Below are 17,105 nucleotides of genomic sequence, written 5' to 3' on the forward strand. Positions count from 1 at the left end.
CTAAATCGACTTAGCACCCTCATCATGAGGGATGCCGGGCACCGTGTCAACGACTGTTCCGGTCACGATCCGGCGGAGGGCGTCCACGATCCGCGTGGCGCGCCGGTCGTCACCCGCCTCCATCCGGTTGGTCAGGAACGCGAAGCCGATCCCGGCGGCGGGGTCGGCGAACGCGACCTGACCGCCGGCACCGTCATGACCGAACCCCGTGGGCGTCACGTACCGGCGCGCTGCGCTGTCGAGCTGGAACCCCGCTCCCCATCGCGGCCACGGCGGCGGCGTGGGGAAGAAGGGCTCTCCCTCGGACCGCACGGCCGTCGCCTGCCGGATCGTCTCCTCCGAGAGGAGGGGCCCGTGTCCTGACCTCGCGGCCGAGAACGTCGACGACCAGATCGTCGCGAGCGCGCGCGCGGAGGCGATGCCGCCCGCACCCGGCACCTCGGCGACCTGCACCGCGGGATCGTTGAACCCCTCGCCGTCCGCGACGGCGCCCACGTCGGACCCGACCTCATCCCGGGCGTGGTCCCGCGGGCCGACGAGCTCGCGCGGCAGCGCACCGTCGAGGGTCATCGCGATCCCCGGCCAGTCGGTGCCGCCAGCGGCCCGGGCCTCCGCCTCCTGAAGGGCGGTCAGCGCCGCCAGCGACGGCCCGACGGCCATCCGGGCGACCCTCGGCAAGTGGGCGGGGGGCAGGCCGATCCAGCACTCCGCTCCGGCGGGCTCGGCCACGTAGCGCCGGAACGCCTCCCCCGCGCTCAGTCCCGTCACCCGGCGGACGACCTCGCCGATCAGCCAGCCGTGGGTGATCGGATGGTACGCATATGCCGTCCCGGGCGGCCACAGCGGCTCCTGGCGCGCCAGCTGAGCGACGATGCGGTCCCAGTCGGCCAGGGCACCCCGAGGGATCGGCTCACGCGGAGCCGGGAGTCCCGCCCGATGCGACAGCAGGTCGGCGACCCTCGTGCCGCCCTTGCCCGCCTCGCCGAACTCCGGCCAGTACGTCGTCACGAGCGCGTCGTAGTCGAGCTTCCCCGCCTGCACCAGGCGCGCGGCGAGGATCGACATCAGGCCCTTGCTGCACGAGAAGATGACGCTGAGCGTGTCCCGCTCCCAGCGCCTCCCCGTCCGCACGTCGGCCACGCCGCCCCACAGATCGACCACCGGCCGACCCCGACGGACGATCGCGAGGGCCGCGCCCATGTCCGGCTCTCCGTCGAACGCCTCACGGAAGGCCGCGGCCACCGGCTCGAAGCCGGCCGACACCGTGCCCTCCACCGCGACGCTCACGCGTGGACCTCGGCGCCGGCGGGGAGGGCGGCGACGAGCAGGAGCGCGCCGCGATCGGCATCCCATCGCACCGGGATCGGATCGCTGACCCGTCCGGCGAAAGCGTCTCCGCGGCCGTTCTCGAACGCGAGGAGCACGGGCGAGCCGGACCGGTCGTGGACGATGCGGCCGGCGTACAGGGCATCGTCGACCAGCAGCGTCGCCGCCGCGGGATCGAACGGTCCCGTCTGCGCGGCGACCGGGAGCTGCCAGACGCCGCCGCGCCCGCCGGCGCGGCCTCCCGCGAGCGCAGGCCCGTCGCAGGAGAAGAGGAGCAGGTCGTTCCCCTCGACGGTGACAAGCTGCGGCACCTCCAGGTGCGCGAACCCCGCTCCGGGAGCGCTCAGCGGTGGGCGCACCTCCCAGTGATCGAGATCCGGCGAGACCGCATGCCCGATGACTCCGCGATCGTCGCCGTCGCCGGTCTTCGCCCGCGCCGTGATCAGCATGTGCCATCCCTCCCCGTGGGGATCGGCGAACACCCACGGGTCCCGCCACGCCTCCTCGCGCCAGGTGCCGTCGGGGAGCGTCTCATACCAGCGGGGGTCGGCGGTCACCACCGGCACGCGGGCGGCCTGCCAGTGGTGGAGATCACGCGAGGTCGCGACGCCGACGGTCTCGATGTTGGCGGCGGACGCGTCGCTCGGGAACCGGGAGCCGGTGTAGAACATGCGCCAGACCCCGTCGGGGCCGGGGACCACGCAGCCGGTCCAGACCGCCGTCTGGTCGAACTCGCCCGGTGCGCCCGGCGTCAGCACCGGGCCGAGATCCTGCCAGCTGCGCAGGTCCGATGACACGGCATGGCCGATCCGCGCGTTGCGGTGGCGCAGCCGCTCGTCGCCGAGCGAGGTGGGAGCGTGCAGATAGAAGAGGTGGTACCTCTGCCCGTCGTCGGCGATCCAGAAGTCCCACACCCAGTGGTCGTCTCGTGCGAACGTCATCGTGTCGTTCCTTGCCCGGCGACGGAATAGGCACTGCACGCCGTCACCCCGTAGAGTCGCGAGTGCAGCAGCCATCGACGGCATGCGCAGTATCCCCGCTAAATGGGTTTAGCTAGCATGGTTCCGCCTGCCGCGCGGGATGTCAAGCGACAGCCCCCGCGCCCCGGGCGTGCAGCGTGAAGAGGAGGGTTCGTGTCCAGCAAGCGTGCGACGCTCGCCGACGTGGCTCGCCTGGCGGGGCTCTCGCCCACGTCGGCATCGATGATCCTCAACGGACGCCCCAACACGCGGCTGTCGCAGGACGCCCACGATCGTGTGTTCGCCGCCGCCGAGGCCCTCGGCTATCGTCCCAACGTCGCCGCGCGGGGCCTGCGCACCGACAAGACCCTGACGATCGCGTTCATCTCGGACGTCGTGGCCACCACCCGCTTCGCGAGCGGTCTGATCCGCGGCGCGCTCGCTGCCGCCGAGCAGGCCAACCACGTGATGCTGGTGCTCGAGACCGGAGGCGATCCGGCGCGGGAGAGCGAGGCCGTCGAGGCGGTGCTCGACCGCCAGGTCGACGGCATCATCTTCGCGAGCATGCGGGCCAGGGAGTTCTTCGTGCCCGACCTGCCCGCCTCCACCGGCGTCGTCATGCTGAACGCGACCAACACGAAACATGCCGCGACGGTCCTTCCCGACGAGCACGGCGGCGGACGGCGCGCCGTCGAGCTGCTCGCCGAGCGCGGTCACCGCGCGATCGCGCTCCTCGGCCAGAACGACGACGTCGAGCGTGACCTCTTCCGCTCCGCGACCGTCGCGCGGCGCGTCGCGGGGATCCGCGAGGGGATGGCCGCGCACGGACTGTCGTTCCTGGAAGAGGTGTCCATCTGGCTGTGGGAGCCCGACGAGGGCTACCACGCGACCACCGAGCTCCTCGCCCGGCGACCGGACATCGGCGCATTGCTGTGCATGAACGACCGACTCGCCTTCGGGGCCTACCAGGCGATCCTCGAGTCGGGACGCTCCATCCCCGACGACATCTCGATCGTCTCGTTCGACAACGACGAGCTCGCCGCCTACCTCCGCCCCGGGCTCACCACCGTCGCCCTGCCGCACGAGGCCATGGGGCGCCGCGCGGTCGAGATCCTGCTCTCCTCCGAGCCGCACGGCGAGACGCTCATCGAGATGCCCGCGGTCATCCGCTCCTCCATCGCCTGACCGGACGGGTCATCCGGCACGCAGGGCCGGGCGGCTGTGGAGAGTCGCGTCCACGACGGTCCGCTCGCCGAGCGGCTCGGTCAGCGTCACGGTGAAGGGGGTCGGCGGGTTCGTGGGACACGAGTGCGCCCCGCCCTCCGGCCGCACACCCAGTACGATCTCGATCCGCTCGTCCCCCTCGTCGAGCCGGACGATCTCGATGCGCCCGTCGGCATCCCGGCCGGAGTTGCACGCCTGCTCCGTGACGAGAAGGTGCACCTCTCGCGACGCCGGATCGAGCGGCCGGCCGGGATCGAGCGCGATCAGCGGCACGCCCAGGTCGCCGAGATCGATCGTCAGGGAGCACGGGCCGAGCGAGGTCACGAGCCAGCCGGCGACGTTCGTCGCCTCGACCCACGACACGGTGACCTGCTCATGATCGGCTGCGGGAGCATCGGGGGCCTCGTCGGGCTCGACGGGGCGGAGGAGCGTCACCTCGCGATCCGAGGTGCCGACGACGAACCAGGCGGACGGGTCCTCGAGCACGAGCGGTGTGCCGTCGTCGAAGACCGCGCCCGCGAGCGCTTCCGCTGCTGCGCCGGCGAGTTCCTCGACGGGCGTGCGCGCGGCGAGCGCCTCAGCGGAAACGGGCGTCCCGCCGCACACGTAGGACGGTCGAGCATCCGCGCCGGGGGCGTTCCGTGTCGCGCTTCCCGGGTCGGCGCCCGGGGCATCCTCCGGAGGGGCGGCGCTCGCGCACCCGGCGAGACAGACCATCGCGGCCGCGACCAGGACGAGCAGCGCCCGCGCTCCGCGTGAGGTCATGGCCCCTCCTCCTGTCACCATCTCTGCACGGTGAGTGTCAGCGACGCCGGCACCGTCTCGCAGTGGACGGGGACGGCGGATCATGAGGACTCGATCTCCGACCTGCCCCTACGCGACGACCAACTCGGCGGCCCATGGGGGGTCTGCTCCCGGGCGGGAGACGGTGACTGCAGCGGCCCGGGCGCTCTCGGCGAGCATCGCGTGCACGTCGGCCGGAGTCACGGACGTGAGCCTGCGCCGCGCATCGGTCCCGAAGCCTCGGGCGAGCAGGAAGGCGATGATCGTGCCCATGAAGGTGTCGCCCGCTCCCACCGTGTCGACGACGGTCACCGGCGATCCGACGACGTGCCGCACACCGTCTGCCATGATCGCGTCGGCGCCGTCTGCGCCGCGGGTCACGACGACGATGGCCGGACCGTTGCGTTGCCACCTCGTCGCCACCTCGATCGCCGCGTCAGCGGGGTACAGCCAGCGAAGGTCTTCGTCGCTCACCTTGACCACGTCTGCGAGAGCCACGAGGTCTTCGACGCGGGCGAGATGATCTGCGGGGTCGCCGAGCAGGGCGGGGCGCACGTTCGGGTCATAGGTGATGAGCGCGGTCGGGCGCGCGGCCCGCACGGCCGCCAGCACTCGGTCGGCGCCGGGGGCGAGCAGCGCAGCCACCGAACCGACGTGAACGACGGCGGCGTCACCGACGTCGAGGGGGTCGGGGTCCCACACCATGTCGAACGTGTACGTCGCGGAGCCCGAGGAATCCAGCGACGCGACGGCCGTCGATGTGCGGTCACGGACGGATGGCGACACGCTCACGTGCGAACCGGCCAGCCATGCGCGCACCGAGGCGCCCGCCTCGTCCGCACCCACGCAGGTGAGGAGGGTCACTTTCACGCCTTGGCGCCCGAGGGTCACCGCCACGTTCGCCGCGCTGCCCCCGGGAGTCACCCTCGCCGATCCGTCGGCCCCGAGAACGATATCCACGAGCGCTTCTCCGATGACGGCGACGCGACTCATCGTTCTTCGGGTCCGCGTGCGCCGACCGCGAGTTCGCGCACGCGGAGGTCGGCGAAGACGGCGGATCCACCGTGGGAGTACAGCCGGATGCCGCTGTCCCCGCTCAGGGGGAAGACGCGATGCGAATGCACCACGGTTCCGTCGCCGACGAACAGTTCGACGCTGGTGCGGTCGACCAGCAGCCGCACGGCGAGCTTCCCCGAGCCGGCATCCAGCGCGGCCTGGGACTCCCCACCCGTGGGGTTGATCGTCGGTCGCCGATTGACGTAGGTGAACGGTCCCTTCAGGTACGCTCCCGCGGCGACGTGGCGACCCCCCTCGGGGGCACGGCACACCTCGAAGCCGATGTTCTCCGGCGGCGCCGAGGTGTCCCAGCGCAGCTCGCACGAGAGCTCGTAGGCATGCGAGCGCACCGCGAGGTCGTGCGTGCCGGCCACCGTGACGTCGCCCAGCCGGTGTGTGCGCGTGGCGTAGGCGCGAAGTGCTGCGGTCGGAGACGAGGCGAGGGCGTAGCCGGAGGTCGTGCGCACGAGCCGCAGGTCGCGCACGATCATGTCGTCGCCGTTGTAGCCGTCGGTGACCAGAGTGGGCGCGTTGTGCGGGTAGTCCCAGAAGTTCGCCCAACCGATGACGTGGCGCAGCCGTGGGTCCTCGGCACCGGACCTCGAGTGGTGCGGGTAGGTCACAGCTCCGTAGAAGTCGAAGCCGTGGTCGAGCCACCGCGGCTCGTGCTCATCGGGAGTGAAGGAGCTGCCGTCGAAGGATCCGGTCCAGTAGGCGTAGGTCGCCGGGAGCCCCCGGAACTTGGCGTTGCCGCTCAGGCCGAGGACCCAGTGGTCGGAGCCGTCGTCGGCGGTCATAGTGAAGATGTCAGGGCACTCGAGCAGTCCGAGGTCGGTGCGAACGAATTCCCCCACCCGCGTCCAGCTCCTCAGGTTCGACGAGACGTAGAACCCGATGCGATCGTGCTCGGCGTTGGCCATGAACCAGCGGGCGCGCTCGGCATCCCAGATCACCTTGGGATCACGGAAGTCGTACACGCCGGGATTGGGAAGCACCGGAGCATCACCTCCCGGCCGGAACGATCGTCCGCCGTCGGTGGAGTACCAGAGGTACTGCGCCTGCACCCCGTTCGGGCCCTGCGTCACGAGAGCGATGATCGCGCGGCGGCCATAGCCCGCCGTTCCCTCCGTGTCGACCACCAGGCTCCCCGACCAGCAGTCACCGTTGCCGTTGCTGAACTTGGGGATCGCGACCCCTCGGTCACGGAAGGTCACATGGTCGGTCGTGGTTGCACGACGCCACGACGTGCCCGCGCCGCCACGCAGGTAGTCGGCGTTGTAGAGGTAGTAGTAGTGATACTCGCCGTCGACGAAGATCGGCCGTTGCGGGTCGTTCTTCCAGTTGTCCGGAACGCTGAAGTGGTACTCGGGTCGCATGGATGCCGCCGGTCTTCTTGTCGTGGAGTGTTCGGGTGCGGTCGCCGCAGCAGCGGGCGCCGTCGCCGCCAGCGCCCCCGCGGCGGCCGAGAGCGTCGCAGCGGTGAACAGTGAGCGGCGGGAGAGTTCAGGACTGGTCATGGTTGCTCCATTGCGATCGGTGCTGTGGTCGGGCTCAGCGGTGGACGCCGGCCGCGCGCATGCGCCACGCGCGAACGGTTCCCGCTGCGCCGCCGGTCGTGACGGCGATACCGGCGGCATCCGCTCGCGTCGGATAGATCCGCGCGGCCAGCGGCACTCCCCCCGCGAACATCTCGAGGGCGGAGTGGTCGATCAGCAGCCGCACGTGGAGGCGGTCGCCGTCGAACGGCACGTCGCCGGAGAGGGCGGCGACGTCCACCGTCGGGTCGATGCTCGATCGGCTGCGGTCGAGGCTCAGCCGCGCCGCGCGCTCGTCCGTGCGCTCGATCCGGTACACGGTGCGCTCCTGGCCGTCGGCCGTCGCGCGCACGACGATCTCGACAGTCGCGCCGGGACGCAGCTCGACATCGAGCTCGAGGTCGACCTGGTCTCCCTCGAATCGCGCGCCGTCTGCCGCACCGTCGAAGAGCAGCGCGTCGCGCAGCGACGCCACCTCTTCGACAGGCGCCTGGCGCAGCGAGCCGTCGGCGGCAAGAGTCGCGGCTCTCGGCAGCGACATCACGCCCGACCACCCGGCCGCGATGCTCGCGGCATCCTCGCGTCCCTCCTGCATCCAGCCGAAGACGATCCGTCGGCCCTCGGCGTCAGACATCGACTGCGGCGCATAGAAGAACCTGCCCCCGAGGTCGAGTCGGTGCAGCCGATCGGGCACGTACCGGTCGCCCTCGTAGTGTCCGGTCCAGTACAGGGGGTGGTGCGTGACACCCTCGTCCCAGGCCGAGAACACAAGGATGTCGCTACGGGCTTCGCCGTCCTCCATGCGGAACAGGTCGACGCATTCCCACATCGTTCCGGTCCAGTCCGGCGCCGTGCGCGGGCGGTCGTCGCTGTCACCGACCACGAGGGGGCCGAGGTATCGCCACTCGCGCAGGTCGGCCGACTCGTACAGCAGTGCTGTCCCGCCTCGTCCGCGGATGCCGGAGCCGATGATCTGCCGCCACAAGCCGTCTTCCCGCCACACGCAGTGGTCGCGGAACGCGACGATGTCGAGGTCGGCGGGCGGAGCGGGGATCACAGGGTTTCCCGGGTGCTTGGTCCACGTCACGAGGTCGTCACTGCCGGTCGCGATACACGGCAGCTCATGCTCTCCGTGTCGTCCGGAATAGACGATCGTCGGAACATCGCCGTCATCGACGAGCACACCCGACCAGCAGCCGTCGACATCCGGACCGTCGCTGGGGGCCAGGGCTATCGGCAGATCACGCCACCGCACGAGATCTGTGCTGACTGCGTGTCCCCAGTGGATGCGGTCGTGCACGGGCGCGAGCGGATTGAACTGGTAGAAGAGGTGGTACTCGTCGCCGCGGCGGGTGAGGCCGTTGGGGTCGTTGAGCCAGCCCGCCGGCGCGGTGAAATGGAACCGCGGCCGATGGGAATCTGCGGCGGCGCGCTCGAGAAGCGCCGCCTCGACGAGGGGCTGGTGCGTGGTGTCGCCGGTCATGCGGCTGCGTTCTCCTGATCGGTGGGGGCGAGATCGACGGCGGTGCCCGGGGCATCCGACGGCGGCGCGTACGCGTGGCAGCGCACCCAGTGCTCGGGCTGATCGCTGACGTGATGGAACACGGCGCGCTCGGACGAGCAGGGCGTCTCGTCGCGGCCGGCGAAAGGGCAGGAGTCGGGGGTGAGCACTTGGCGGCGCAGCGCCGCCCGTTCCGCGGGGTCGAACGTTCCCCGCCGACGCGGATCGGGCACGGCGGAGATCAGCAGCTTGGTGTACGGGTGGGCGGGACGAGCCAGCAGCGTCATCGCGTCTCCGCCTTCGACGAACTCCCCCGCGAACATCACGACGATGCGGTCGGCGAGGTAGCGGGCCGAGGCGAGGTCGTGCGTGATGTACAGCATCGAGATGCCCTGCTGCTCGCAGAGGGTCCGCATGAGGTTGAGCACACCGATGCGTACGGACACGTCCAGCATCGACGTGGGTTCGTCGGCGAGGATGAGCCTCGGGTTGACGGCGAGCGCTCGCGCGATGGCGATCCGCTGACGCTGACCTCCCGACAGCTCGTGCGGATAGCGGTCGAGCAGTTCCGCCGGCAGATCCACTTTCGCCATCAGCCGCCGTTGCGCCTCCTCGATGGCGTCACGACCGACGGCGGCGTCGTGCAGGCGCAACGGCCGCTCGAGGAAGTGCCTCACCCGATGCACCGGGTTCAGCGAGCCGAACGGATCCTGGAAGATCATCTGCACGGCCGACCGGTAGTCGCGGCTGGCCCGGCGTGGTTCGGTGCGCAGGATGTCGCGACCTTCGAACAGGAACGTACCGGCCGAGGGCTGCTCCAACCGCGCGAGGCATCGGGCGAGGGTGGATTTTCCGCTCCCCGATTCGCCGACGAGTGCCACGACCTCTCCGTGGGCGATGTCGAGATCGACTCCGCCCAGCGCGCGCACGCGCCCTCGCGAGAACATCCCTCCGATGGAGAACGTCTTCTCCAGCCCGCGGATGGAGAGGACGGGCGTCTGCTGCGGGCTCATCGGGCCACCTCCGTCAGGGGCGATTGATCGTCGATCGGCGCGACCCAGTGGTCGGCCGCGATGGGAACGAGGTCGGGGATTCGGGGGAACCTGATCCCCTCGCCCAGCCCGGCGAGCCGCGCACGCGGACCGGTCATGGGCGGGAACGCGTTCATCAACGCCTGTGTATAGGGATGCCGCGGCTCGTCGAACAGGGCAAGCGCGGGCGCGGTCTCCACGAACCGACCCGCGTACATCACCGCCATCCGGTCGGACAGCTCGACCATGAGCGACATGTCGTGTGTGATGAAGAGGATCGCGAACCCGAGCTCGCGCTGCAGGTCACGGATCTGCGCCATGATCTCCTGCTGAACCACCACGTCCAGTGCCGTGGTGGGCTCGTCCATGATGAGCAGCGGGGGACGGAGGGCGGTGGCCATTCCGATGACCACGCGCTGGCGCATCCCCCCGGAAAGCTGATGCGGGTAGGCCCGCAGGCGGTCGCGAGGGATGCCGACGAGGTCGAGCAGCTCCGCCGCTCGCGCGAGGGCCGTCTTCCTGGAGGCGCCCTCGTGCGTCGTGTAGATGTCTGCGATCTGGTCGCCGATGGTCATGACCGGGTTGAGGGAGTTCATGGCGCTCTGGAACACCATCGCGACCTGGCGCCAGCGGAACGCGCGCAGCGCGTCGACACCGAGGGAGAGCACGTCAGTGCCGCGGAAGCGAATGGAACCTCCCGCGATCACTGCCGGATCTCGCAGCAGCCGCAGGATCGCGTTCGCGATGGTGGATTTGCCGCATCCCGACTCCCCCGCCAGCCCGAACACCTCGCCTTCGTCGAGGGTGAAGCTGACGCGATCGACCGCCCGCACCGTTCGGGCGTCGGTCACGTATTCGACCGAGAGGTCCTCGATCTCCAGGAGCGGCGTGCTCATCGGTCTCTCTCCTCGCTCGCGACCGGGGTAGGGTCGGCTGCCGTGACGCGGCGGCGGGGTCGCCGCAGCCTGGGATTCGTGGTCTCGTCGACGCCGTAGTTGACGAGGGCGAGCGCGAACGCGACGAGCGCGATCGACACTCCGGGCGGCACGAAGATCCACCAGGACCCGGTCAGCAGGGCGCCGTCGTTGCTCGCCCAGTAGAGGTTGGTTCCCCAGCTGACCGTGCTGATGTCGCCGAGACCGAGGAACTCCAGCCCCGCCTGGGCGCCGATGCCGAAGATGATGCACGCCAGGAGCGTGCTCATCACGATCGACGCCATGTTGGGGAGCATCTCGCGGAACATGATGCGCAGGGGATTTTCGCCTGTCACCTGCGCTGCGGCGACGAAGTCCTTGCCGCGGATCGAGAGCGCCTGCGCCCGCAGCACGCGGGCCGAGCCCGCCCAACCGGTGATGACCAGTACCAGGATCACCGTGCCGAGACCCGGAGGGAGGAATGCCGCGAGGATCACCAGCAGCGGCAGACCCGGAAGCAGCAGGAAGACATTGGTGATCAGCGACAGCAGGTTGTCGACCGTGCGACCGAGATAGGCCGACGCGAGCCCCACCAGCAAGCCGACGAAAGTCGCCAGGATGCCGACGACGAAACCGACGAACAGCGAGGAGCGCGCGCCCCAGATGTTCAGCGCGAGCACGTCCTGGCCCTTCGACGTCGTGCCCAGCAGGTGGTCCGCGGACGGCGGCTGCGCGCCGAGCCCCTGGATGACGGTCGGGTCGCCGGGAGAGATCACCGGGGCCAGGAGGGCCACCGCGGCGAACACGGCCAGGATGACCAGGCCGGCGACGGCCTTGCCGCTGCCGAGCAGACCGCGCAGCAGTCCGTCACGCCCGCGCGGACGCCGACGCTCGGGCGAGGTGGAGGTGAGCCCGCGGTCGAGCTCGGCCATGGCGTTCGGTTCTTGTGCGAGAGCCATCGTCACGCTCCGATCAGCTGACGCGCACGCGCGGGTCGAGACGCACGTACACGATGTCCACGAGGAAGTTGGCGATCAGCACGGCGGTGGTGATCGTGAGGAAGAGGCCCTGCATCAACGGATAGTCGAGGTTCTGGACCGCGGAGAGGAGCTGGTACCCGACGCCCGGATACGCGAAGACCACTTCGGTGAGCAGCGCGCCGCCCACGATGAACCCGAGTGACATGCCGAAGGCGGTCACCGACGGGAGCAGGGCGTTGCGGGCCGCGTACCGCATCATGATGCGCCCAGCGCGCAGGCCCTTGGCCTCGGCCATGACGATGTAGTCCTCGGCATTGGTGGCGATCATCGTGTTGCGCATCCCCAGCATCCATCCGCCGATCGAGACCAGGACGATCGATGCGGCGGGCAGCACGAGGTGGTAGGCGACATCACCGATGAAGGCGAGCGAGAACTCCGGGGTGGAGCCGACAGAGAACGCGTGGCGCAGCGGGAACCAGCCGAGCGTGACGCCGAACAGCCACAGCAGCCCCATGGCCAACCAGAAGTAGGGGAACGAGCCGATGAAGATCAGCACCGGCGGCAGGGCGGAGTCGAGGACGCCGCCGCGACGCCACGCAGCGAGGATGCCCAGCAGGTTGCCGATCACCACGGCGATGATCAGCGAGACGAGCCCGAGCAGTACGGTCCAGCCGATCTGGCCGGCGATCACCTCGGTGACCGGCGTGGGAAAGCGGGAGATCGAGAATCCCATGTCGCCGCCGAGGATCTGCCCGAGGTAGCGGAAATACTGTTCCCACAACGGCGCATCATCGAGACCGAACGAGCGCCGGAGCGCCTCGATCTGCTCCGGGCGGATCGCGCCCTGCAGTCGGGCGACCATGCGCGAGACCGGATCGCCGGGCATCAGCCGAGGAAGCATGAAGTTGAGGGTGATCGAGACCCAGAAGGCGGCCAGGTAGAAGCCGAGCCTCCGAAGGATGTATCCCATGGTGTGTCTCCACGGAGACCGGCGCGCCGCCCGCTCAGGCGGAGCGGCGCACCGGCCGTCCGGTCGTCAGCCCTTGACGGGCTCGAGGGTGGTGAGGATGAGGACGGCGCTGCGGGCCCGCACCGCCCCGAGGGAGGCGTACGGGTCGTCCTCGTCGGGCCAGCCGGTGAAGCGCAGCGTGCTGGCGGCACCGAACTCGGGTCCGGGGAAGAGTGCCACCACCGGCGCCTCCTCGGCGAACTGCGCCTGCAGCTGGTTCATGATCGACCGCTGCTGCGCCTCATCGGAGGTCGCCGCGAACTCGGCCAGCAGCGCATCGGCCTCAGCGCTGCCGTAGCGGTGGTAGTTCTCGAACGTCTGCTCGCCCGTGGGCTTGACGGTCTCGGTCGACATCACCCCGCGATAGAACTGGTACGGGGTCGGGGCGTTGTTGCTCCACACGATGCCCGACTCGAACGTGCCGTTCTCATAGCTCGACACGACCTCTGCCCAGTCGCGGGCTGCGACGTTGACCGTCACCCCGAGATCGGCGAGGTTCTGCGAGATGACGTTTCCGACCGACACCCAGTCGCTCGAGGTCGAGCCCACGGAGAAATCGAACTCGAACGGGCTGCCGTCGGGCAGCACGCGCGTGCCGTCTGCGCCGAGAGTGATGCCGGCGGCGTCCAGCAGCTTGGCCGCGCCGTCGAGATCGCGCTTCGTCCACGTGCACGAGTCGACGACCTCCTGGTCGCGCCAGCTGTCGTAGGCACCGGAGAGACCGGTGCAGTCCGCGGGCACCGTGTAGCCCTGCATGCCGATCGAGGTCACCTGATCGCGGTCGACGGCCATCGACAGCGCCTTGCGCACGTTCGGGTCGTCGAAGGGCGCCTGCGTGGTGTTGAACTGCCAGCTGACCATCGACCCGGTCGTGGGGAACCAGTAGAACCGGTGCTCCGGGTCTTTGGCGACGAAGGCCTGCTCGATGTTCGGGATGAACTGCGGCGACCAGTCGACGTCTCCGTTGGCGGCGGCGAGGTTCGCACCGTCGTTGCCGGCGAAGGCCAGCATCCGCACGCCCTCGATCTTCTGCTTCTCGGGCTGCCAGTAATGCGGGTTCTTCAGGAGGTCGAACGACTGCGCCTGGAAGTTCGTGACCTCCGTGTAGGGGCCCGTGCCGACCGGCTCGGGGTTGGTCTCCTTGGCCGGGTCGTCGAACTCGCTCCAGATGTGCGCGGGCGCGATGATCTGCTGCCCGACATCGAGGAGCGCGGGCGAGAACGGCTCGCTGAAGTCGAACTCCACCGTCTGCGGGTCGACGGCGGTGACCGTGTCGATGTAGTCGAAGCCGCCACGGATCTCGCGCTGCAGGTCGAAGCTGACGACCACGTCTTCGGCCTCGAACGGTTCACCGTCGGACCAGCTGACGTCGTCGCGCAGATGGAACGTGATGCCCGTCCCGTCGTCGGCGACCTCCCACTCCGTCGCCAGCCACGGCGTCGTGGTGCCGTCGGCGGGGTTGAAGACGAGCATCGATTCGTAGATCGCCACCTGCGTCATGGGGAAGTCGGGGTTGGAGAAGGGATTGAAGTTGCGGTCGAACGTGCCCATGTCTTCGCGTGGGATCGTCAGCAGCTGCGAGCCGTCGAGTCCGGATGCCTCGGGGGACGTGGTCCCCCCGCACCCGGTGAGCGCAAGCGCTACCGCCAGCGCGCCGGCGGCGAGTACCGCCGCGCGGCCTCTGTGAAGTGTCATGATGGTGCTGTTCCTTTCTTCTTCGTCGAAGGCGAAGGGTGTGCTCGTCCCCAGATGTCCAGTCAGACGGACGAGCGTTCCAGGAGCGGGCAGTCGACCGTCACGATGCTCGTGTCGGTCGACTGGCCCGCTGTGATCGCGGCGAGGATGTCCACGCCTCGGGCGCCCATCTCATCGAAGGGCAGTGCAACCGTCGTCAGACTCGGTCTCAGGTAGGCCGCGATGAGCTCCTGATTGTCGAATCCGATGACGGCGACATCGTGGGGGATGCGCAGTCCGCGCTCCTTGATGGCGTCGTAGGCGCCCATGGCCATGCGGTCGTTGGCGCAGAAGATCGCCGTGGGCGGGTCGGCGAGGTCGAGCAGTGCATCGACAGCCGTGAATCCGCCGTCGGCCGTGGCGTGACCGGAGATCTCCAGCACGTCGTCGATGTCGATGCCGGCGCTGCGAAGCGCGTCGTGATAGCCATGGCGGCGGCCGACGGCGGCCGGGATGTCCGGATCGAGATTCACGAAGCCGATGCGACGGTGGCCCGCAGCCAGCAGTCGCTCCGTCGCGCGACGCCCTCCGGTGCGCTCATCGGGCACCACCGCGGGGTAACGTCCCTCGGCGTCGTAGCAGTTGACGAGCACGGTGGGCACTTCGCGTGCGATCTCCGGAACGGTGACCGCGCGGTGCCACGTCGCCGCGTAGATCAGACCTTCTACCCGTTGCTCCAGGAAGCGCTCGATAGCCGCGGCCTCGGCTTCGGCATCCGACTCGGTCGAGGCGATCAGCAGATACTTGTGATCCAGAAGGGCGCGGTCCTGGGCGCCCTTGATGATCTCCACCGCGAACGGCGCAGTGACGATCTCGGTGACCAGGCCGTACCAGTCGCTGCGCTGCTGAGCCAGGGCGCGGGCCCCGGCGTTGGGGCGGTAGCCGAGCTGCGCGGCGGCATCGAGCACGCGATCGCGGGTGTCGTCGGAGAGGGCCACAGAACGACGATTGTTGAGGACGAACGAGACCGCCGACCGGGAGACGCCGGCGAGATCGGCGACGTCCTTCATCGTGACGGCTCGCTGCTTTCCCACCATGGTGAACCTCTCCGTTGAGGCGACTAACTCGCGTTAGCACCTGCTGCGATCGATGCTAACGCGAGTTAGACGAGTCGTCAACCGCCGACCCGCGTCGGCACCGTCGGGCGGTTGCCGCCACATCGTGCGCTCAGATGCCGGCAGGCCACCGAGGCCACCGGGGTGGACACACCGTCAGCGGCGAGCTCCCGGGGCAGCCGGAACGCGGTGAAGGGCATGCGCCGGTAGGACAGCGCTCTGCAACGCCGCCACGACCGGAGCGAGCTCGGGCGTATCCGCAGCATCCGCAAGCACGCGCTCGAGCGTCTCGTCGTGCACCGGCCTGGCCCTCTCGTACAGCTCCTGCCCTTTCGCAGTGAGCTCGGTATAGATCCCCCGGCGGTCGTCTGCGCAGAGAATGCGGGTCAGCAGTCCACGATCTTCCAGCCGCGTGACGAGGCGGGTCGTCGCGCTGGGGCTCAGCGCGGCAGCGCGCGCGAGCTGCTGCATCCGCATATGCCAGCCGTCCTGCCGGCTCAGCGCGTCCAGCACGGTGAACTCGACGACCGAGAGCTCGACCTCGCCGCCCAGCGCCCTCTCCAGCTGCGCCTCGATCAATCCATGCAGGGCCGCGAGCGTGCGCCAACCCTGCGCTCGCACCTCAACAGCGTCGTCGCCGATGCCCATGTGACACTCCCGAAAGTTAGTTGCTTGCGCAGATTGATTGCGTATGCAAAGATCTTCCTTGCTTGTGCATTATCCCGCGCTTGCAACTACCTTACCGTCTTGCGAGGAGATCGTCATGCCCTTGGGTCTCGTGGCGCTGGCTATCGGCGCTTTCGGCATCGGACTCACGGAGTTCGTCATCATGGGGCTGCTGCCCGAGGTCGCCGCCGATTTCCGCGTCTCCGAGGCAGCCGCCGGATGGCTGATCTCCGGCTATGCCCTCGCCGTGGTCGTCGGGGCCCTGGTGCTCACCGCGGCGACCACCCGACTGCCCCGGAAGCCCGTCCTTCTCGGTCTCGTCGTGCTGTTCATCGCGGGGAACGTGCTCACCGCGATCGCCGAGGACTACAGCCTCGCGATGATCGGCCGCATCCTCGCCGCGCTGTGCCACGGCGCCTTCTTCGGCATCGGTTCCGTCGTTGCCGCCAGCCTGGTCGCGCCGGAGAAGAAGGCTGGCGCCATCGCGATCATGTTCACCGGTCTCACCGCGGCGAACGTGCTCGGCGTGCCGTTCGGAACCTTCCTCGGCCAGCAGCTCGGGTGGCGGGCAACGTTCTGGGCGATCTCCGTCATCGGCGTCCTCGCATTCATCGGCATCGCCGCCCTCGTGCCCGTCCTGCGCAGCCCGGAGGAGCGGATCAGCATCCGCGGCGAGCTACAGGCGTTCCGCTCCGGCCAGGTCTGGCTCTCGCTGCTGGTGACCGTCCTCGCCTACGGCGGCATGTTCGGCGCGTTCACCTATATCGCCTACACCCTCACCGAGGTCTCCGGCTTCGCCAGCACCACCGTGCCCTGGCTGCTCGTCTTGTTCGGCGCCGGCCTCGTGGTCGGCAACTGGCTCGGAGGCAGACTGGCCGACCGCTCCATCGACGGCACCCTGGTCGTTTTCATCGCCGCGCTCGTCGTGATCCTCGCCCTCTTCGGCCTGCTCGCCGGATCCCCGATCGCCACCATCGTCGCCCTGTTCCTCATGGGCGGATTCGGATTCGGAACCGTCCCGGGCCTTCAGAGCCGCATCATGAACTACGCAGGGACCGCACCCACACTCGCCTCCGGCGCCAACATCGGCGCGTTCAACGTCGGCAACGCCCTCGGCGCCTGGGCCGGCGGCGTCGGCATCGCCGCCGGACTCGGGTACACCTCCCCCATCTGGATCGGCGCGACGATCACCGCCGTAGCCCTCGTCGTCATGATCATCGCCGCCGCAGCCGCGCGCGGCTCCCACGCGAGCACCGCGATGTCCGCAGACGGCGCCGGCGGACCTTCCGCACGCGCGACCGCGACCGCGACGACCCACTGACAGCCCCACCG

At 69.5% G+C, this 17,105-nt stretch carries 15 protein-coding genes; 2 read left to right on the top strand and 13 right to left on the bottom strand.

Features of this window, described 5'->3' with window-relative positions:
* Positions 1-1,287, bottom strand: coding sequence for a serine hydrolase domain-containing protein (locus QQZ13_RS14210; RefSeq protein ID WP_284530044.1), 1,287 nt, complete (start codon positions 1,285-1,287; stop codon positions 1-3).
* Positions 1,284-2,267 carry a glycoside hydrolase family 68 protein gene (locus tag QQZ13_RS14215; protein WP_284530045.1) on the bottom strand — a complete coding sequence of 328 codons (984 nt, stop codon included), beginning with the start codon at positions 2,265-2,267 and terminating at the stop codon, positions 1,284-1,286. The genes QQZ13_RS14210 and QQZ13_RS14215 overlap by 4 nt, the downstream gene beginning before the upstream one ends.
* A 192-nt stretch (positions 2,268-2,459) precedes the next feature.
* Between QQZ13_RS14215 and QQZ13_RS14220 the strand changes: the two genes are divergently transcribed.
* A complete protein-coding gene (locus QQZ13_RS14220; RefSeq protein ID WP_284530046.1) occupies positions 2,460-3,470 on the top strand; it encodes a LacI family DNA-binding transcriptional regulator in 1,011 nt (336 codons plus the stop codon).
* Positions 3,471-3,479: 9 nt separating this feature from the next.
* Here QQZ13_RS14220 and QQZ13_RS14225 read toward each other — a convergent pair whose 3' ends face one another.
* The 11 genes from QQZ13_RS14225 to QQZ13_RS14275 form a co-directional block, all read right to left on the bottom strand.
* A complete protein-coding gene (locus QQZ13_RS14225; protein WP_284530047.1) occupies positions 3,480-4,274 on the bottom strand; it encodes a hypothetical protein in 795 nt (264 codons plus the stop codon).
* A gap of 108 nt (positions 4,275-4,382) precedes the next feature.
* On the bottom strand, positions 4,383-5,285 hold the full coding sequence (locus tag QQZ13_RS14230) for a carbohydrate kinase (protein WP_284530049.1): 903 nt from the start codon (positions 5,283-5,285) through the stop codon (positions 4,383-4,385).
* Positions 5,282-6,865, bottom strand: a complete 1,584-nt coding sequence (locus tag QQZ13_RS14235) for a glycoside hydrolase family 32 protein (protein WP_284530050.1) — start codon at positions 6,863-6,865, stop codon at positions 5,282-5,284. Before QQZ13_RS14235 ends, QQZ13_RS14230 begins: the two co-directional genes overlap by 4 nt.
* 34 nt (positions 6,866-6,899) lie before the next feature.
* Positions 6,900-8,366: a glycoside hydrolase family 32 protein gene (locus tag QQZ13_RS14240; RefSeq protein WP_284530052.1), complete on the bottom strand. Its 1,467-nt coding sequence runs from the start codon at positions 8,364-8,366 to the stop codon at positions 6,900-6,902.
* Complete coding sequence (locus QQZ13_RS14245; protein ID WP_284530054.1) at positions 8,363-9,397, bottom strand: ABC transporter ATP-binding protein; 1,035 nt, start codon at positions 9,395-9,397, stop codon at positions 8,363-8,365. The genes QQZ13_RS14240 and QQZ13_RS14245 overlap by 4 nt, the downstream gene beginning before the upstream one ends.
* Positions 9,394-10,311 (bottom strand): ABC transporter ATP-binding protein, encoded by a 918-nt coding sequence (locus tag QQZ13_RS14250; protein WP_284530056.1) that lies wholly within the window; start codon positions 10,309-10,311, stop codon positions 9,394-9,396. Before QQZ13_RS14250 ends, QQZ13_RS14245 begins: the two co-directional genes overlap by 4 nt.
* A complete protein-coding gene (locus tag QQZ13_RS14255; RefSeq protein WP_284530058.1) occupies positions 10,308-11,288 on the bottom strand; it encodes an ABC transporter permease in 981 nt (326 codons plus the stop codon). Before QQZ13_RS14255 ends, QQZ13_RS14250 begins: the two co-directional genes overlap by 4 nt.
* 13 nt (positions 11,289-11,301) lie before the next feature.
* On the bottom strand, positions 11,302-12,279 hold the full coding sequence (locus QQZ13_RS14260; RefSeq protein WP_284530060.1) for an ABC transporter permease: 978 nt from the start codon (positions 12,277-12,279) through the stop codon (positions 11,302-11,304).
* Positions 12,280-12,345: 66 nt separating this feature from the next.
* Entirely contained in the window at positions 12,346-14,013 is a 1,668-nt protein-coding gene (locus QQZ13_RS14265) for an ABC transporter substrate-binding protein (protein ID WP_284530061.1), read from the bottom strand.
* Between the two features lie 62 nt (positions 14,014-14,075).
* On the bottom strand, positions 14,076-15,089 hold the full coding sequence (locus QQZ13_RS14270; RefSeq protein WP_284530062.1) for a LacI family DNA-binding transcriptional regulator: 1,014 nt from the start codon (positions 15,087-15,089) through the stop codon (positions 14,076-14,078).
* A 174-nt stretch (positions 15,090-15,263) separates the two neighbouring features.
* Entirely contained in the window at positions 15,264-15,755 is a 492-nt protein-coding gene (locus QQZ13_RS14275; RefSeq protein ID WP_284530063.1) for a MarR family winged helix-turn-helix transcriptional regulator, read from the bottom strand.
* A gap of 115 nt (positions 15,756-15,870) precedes the next feature.
* Here QQZ13_RS14275 and QQZ13_RS14280 point away from each other — a divergent pair, with 115 nt between their 5' ends.
* Positions 15,871-17,094 carry an MFS transporter gene (locus QQZ13_RS14280; RefSeq protein WP_284530064.1) on the top strand — a complete coding sequence of 408 codons (1,224 nt, stop codon included), beginning with the start codon at positions 15,871-15,873 and terminating at the stop codon, positions 17,092-17,094.
* Positions 17,095-17,105 lie beyond the last annotated feature (11 nt).

This window comes from Microbacterium sp. T2.11-28, from assembly GCF_950097975.1.
Taxonomy (GTDB): domain Bacteria; phylum Actinomycetota; class Actinomycetes; order Actinomycetales; family Microbacteriaceae; genus Microbacterium.

Bases quoted from the DNA above. Each gene is read 5' to 3' on its own strand.
- QQZ13_RS14225 (WP_284530047.1), bottom strand. From the start codon at position 4,274: ATGACCTCACGCGGAGCGCGGGCGCTGCTCGTCCTGGTCGCGGCCGCG.
- QQZ13_RS14250 (WP_284530056.1), bottom strand. From the start codon at position 10,311: ATGAGCACGCCGCTCCTGGAGATCGAGGACCTCTCGGTCGAATACGTG.
- QQZ13_RS14260 (WP_284530060.1), bottom strand. From the start codon at position 12,279: ATGGGATACATCCTTCGGAGGCTCGGCTTCTACCTGGCCGCCTTCTGG.
- QQZ13_RS14245 (WP_284530054.1), bottom strand. From the start codon at position 9,397: ATGAGCCCGCAGCAGACGCCCGTCCTCTCCATCCGCGGGCTGGAGAAG.
- QQZ13_RS14255 (WP_284530058.1), bottom strand. From the start codon at position 11,288: ATGGCTCTCGCACAAGAACCGAACGCCATGGCCGAGCTCGACCGCGGG.
- QQZ13_RS14280 (WP_284530064.1), top strand. From the start codon at position 15,871: ATGCCCTTGGGTCTCGTGGCGCTGGCTATCGGCGCTTTCGGCATCGGA.
- QQZ13_RS14275 (WP_284530063.1), bottom strand. From the start codon at position 15,755: ATGGGCATCGGCGACGACGCTGTTGAGGTGCGAGCGCAGGGTTGGCGC.
- QQZ13_RS14230 (WP_284530049.1), bottom strand. From the start codon at position 5,285: ATGAGTCGCGTCGCCGTCATCGGAGAAGCGCTCGTGGATATCGTTCTC.
- QQZ13_RS14240 (WP_284530052.1), bottom strand. From the start codon at position 8,366: ATGACCGGCGACACCACGCACCAGCCCCTCGTCGAGGCGGCGCTTCTC.
- QQZ13_RS14265 (WP_284530061.1), bottom strand. From the start codon at position 14,013: ATGACACTTCACAGAGGCCGCGCGGCGGTACTCGCCGCCGGCGCGCTG.
- QQZ13_RS14215 (WP_284530045.1), bottom strand. From the start codon at position 2,267: ATGACGTTCGCACGAGACGACCACTGGGTGTGGGACTTCTGGATCGCC.
- QQZ13_RS14270 (WP_284530062.1), bottom strand. From the start codon at position 15,089: ATGGTGGGAAAGCAGCGAGCCGTCACGATGAAGGACGTCGCCGATCTC.
- QQZ13_RS14235 (WP_284530050.1), bottom strand. From the start codon at position 6,865: ATGACCAGTCCTGAACTCTCCCGCCGCTCACTGTTCACCGCTGCGACG.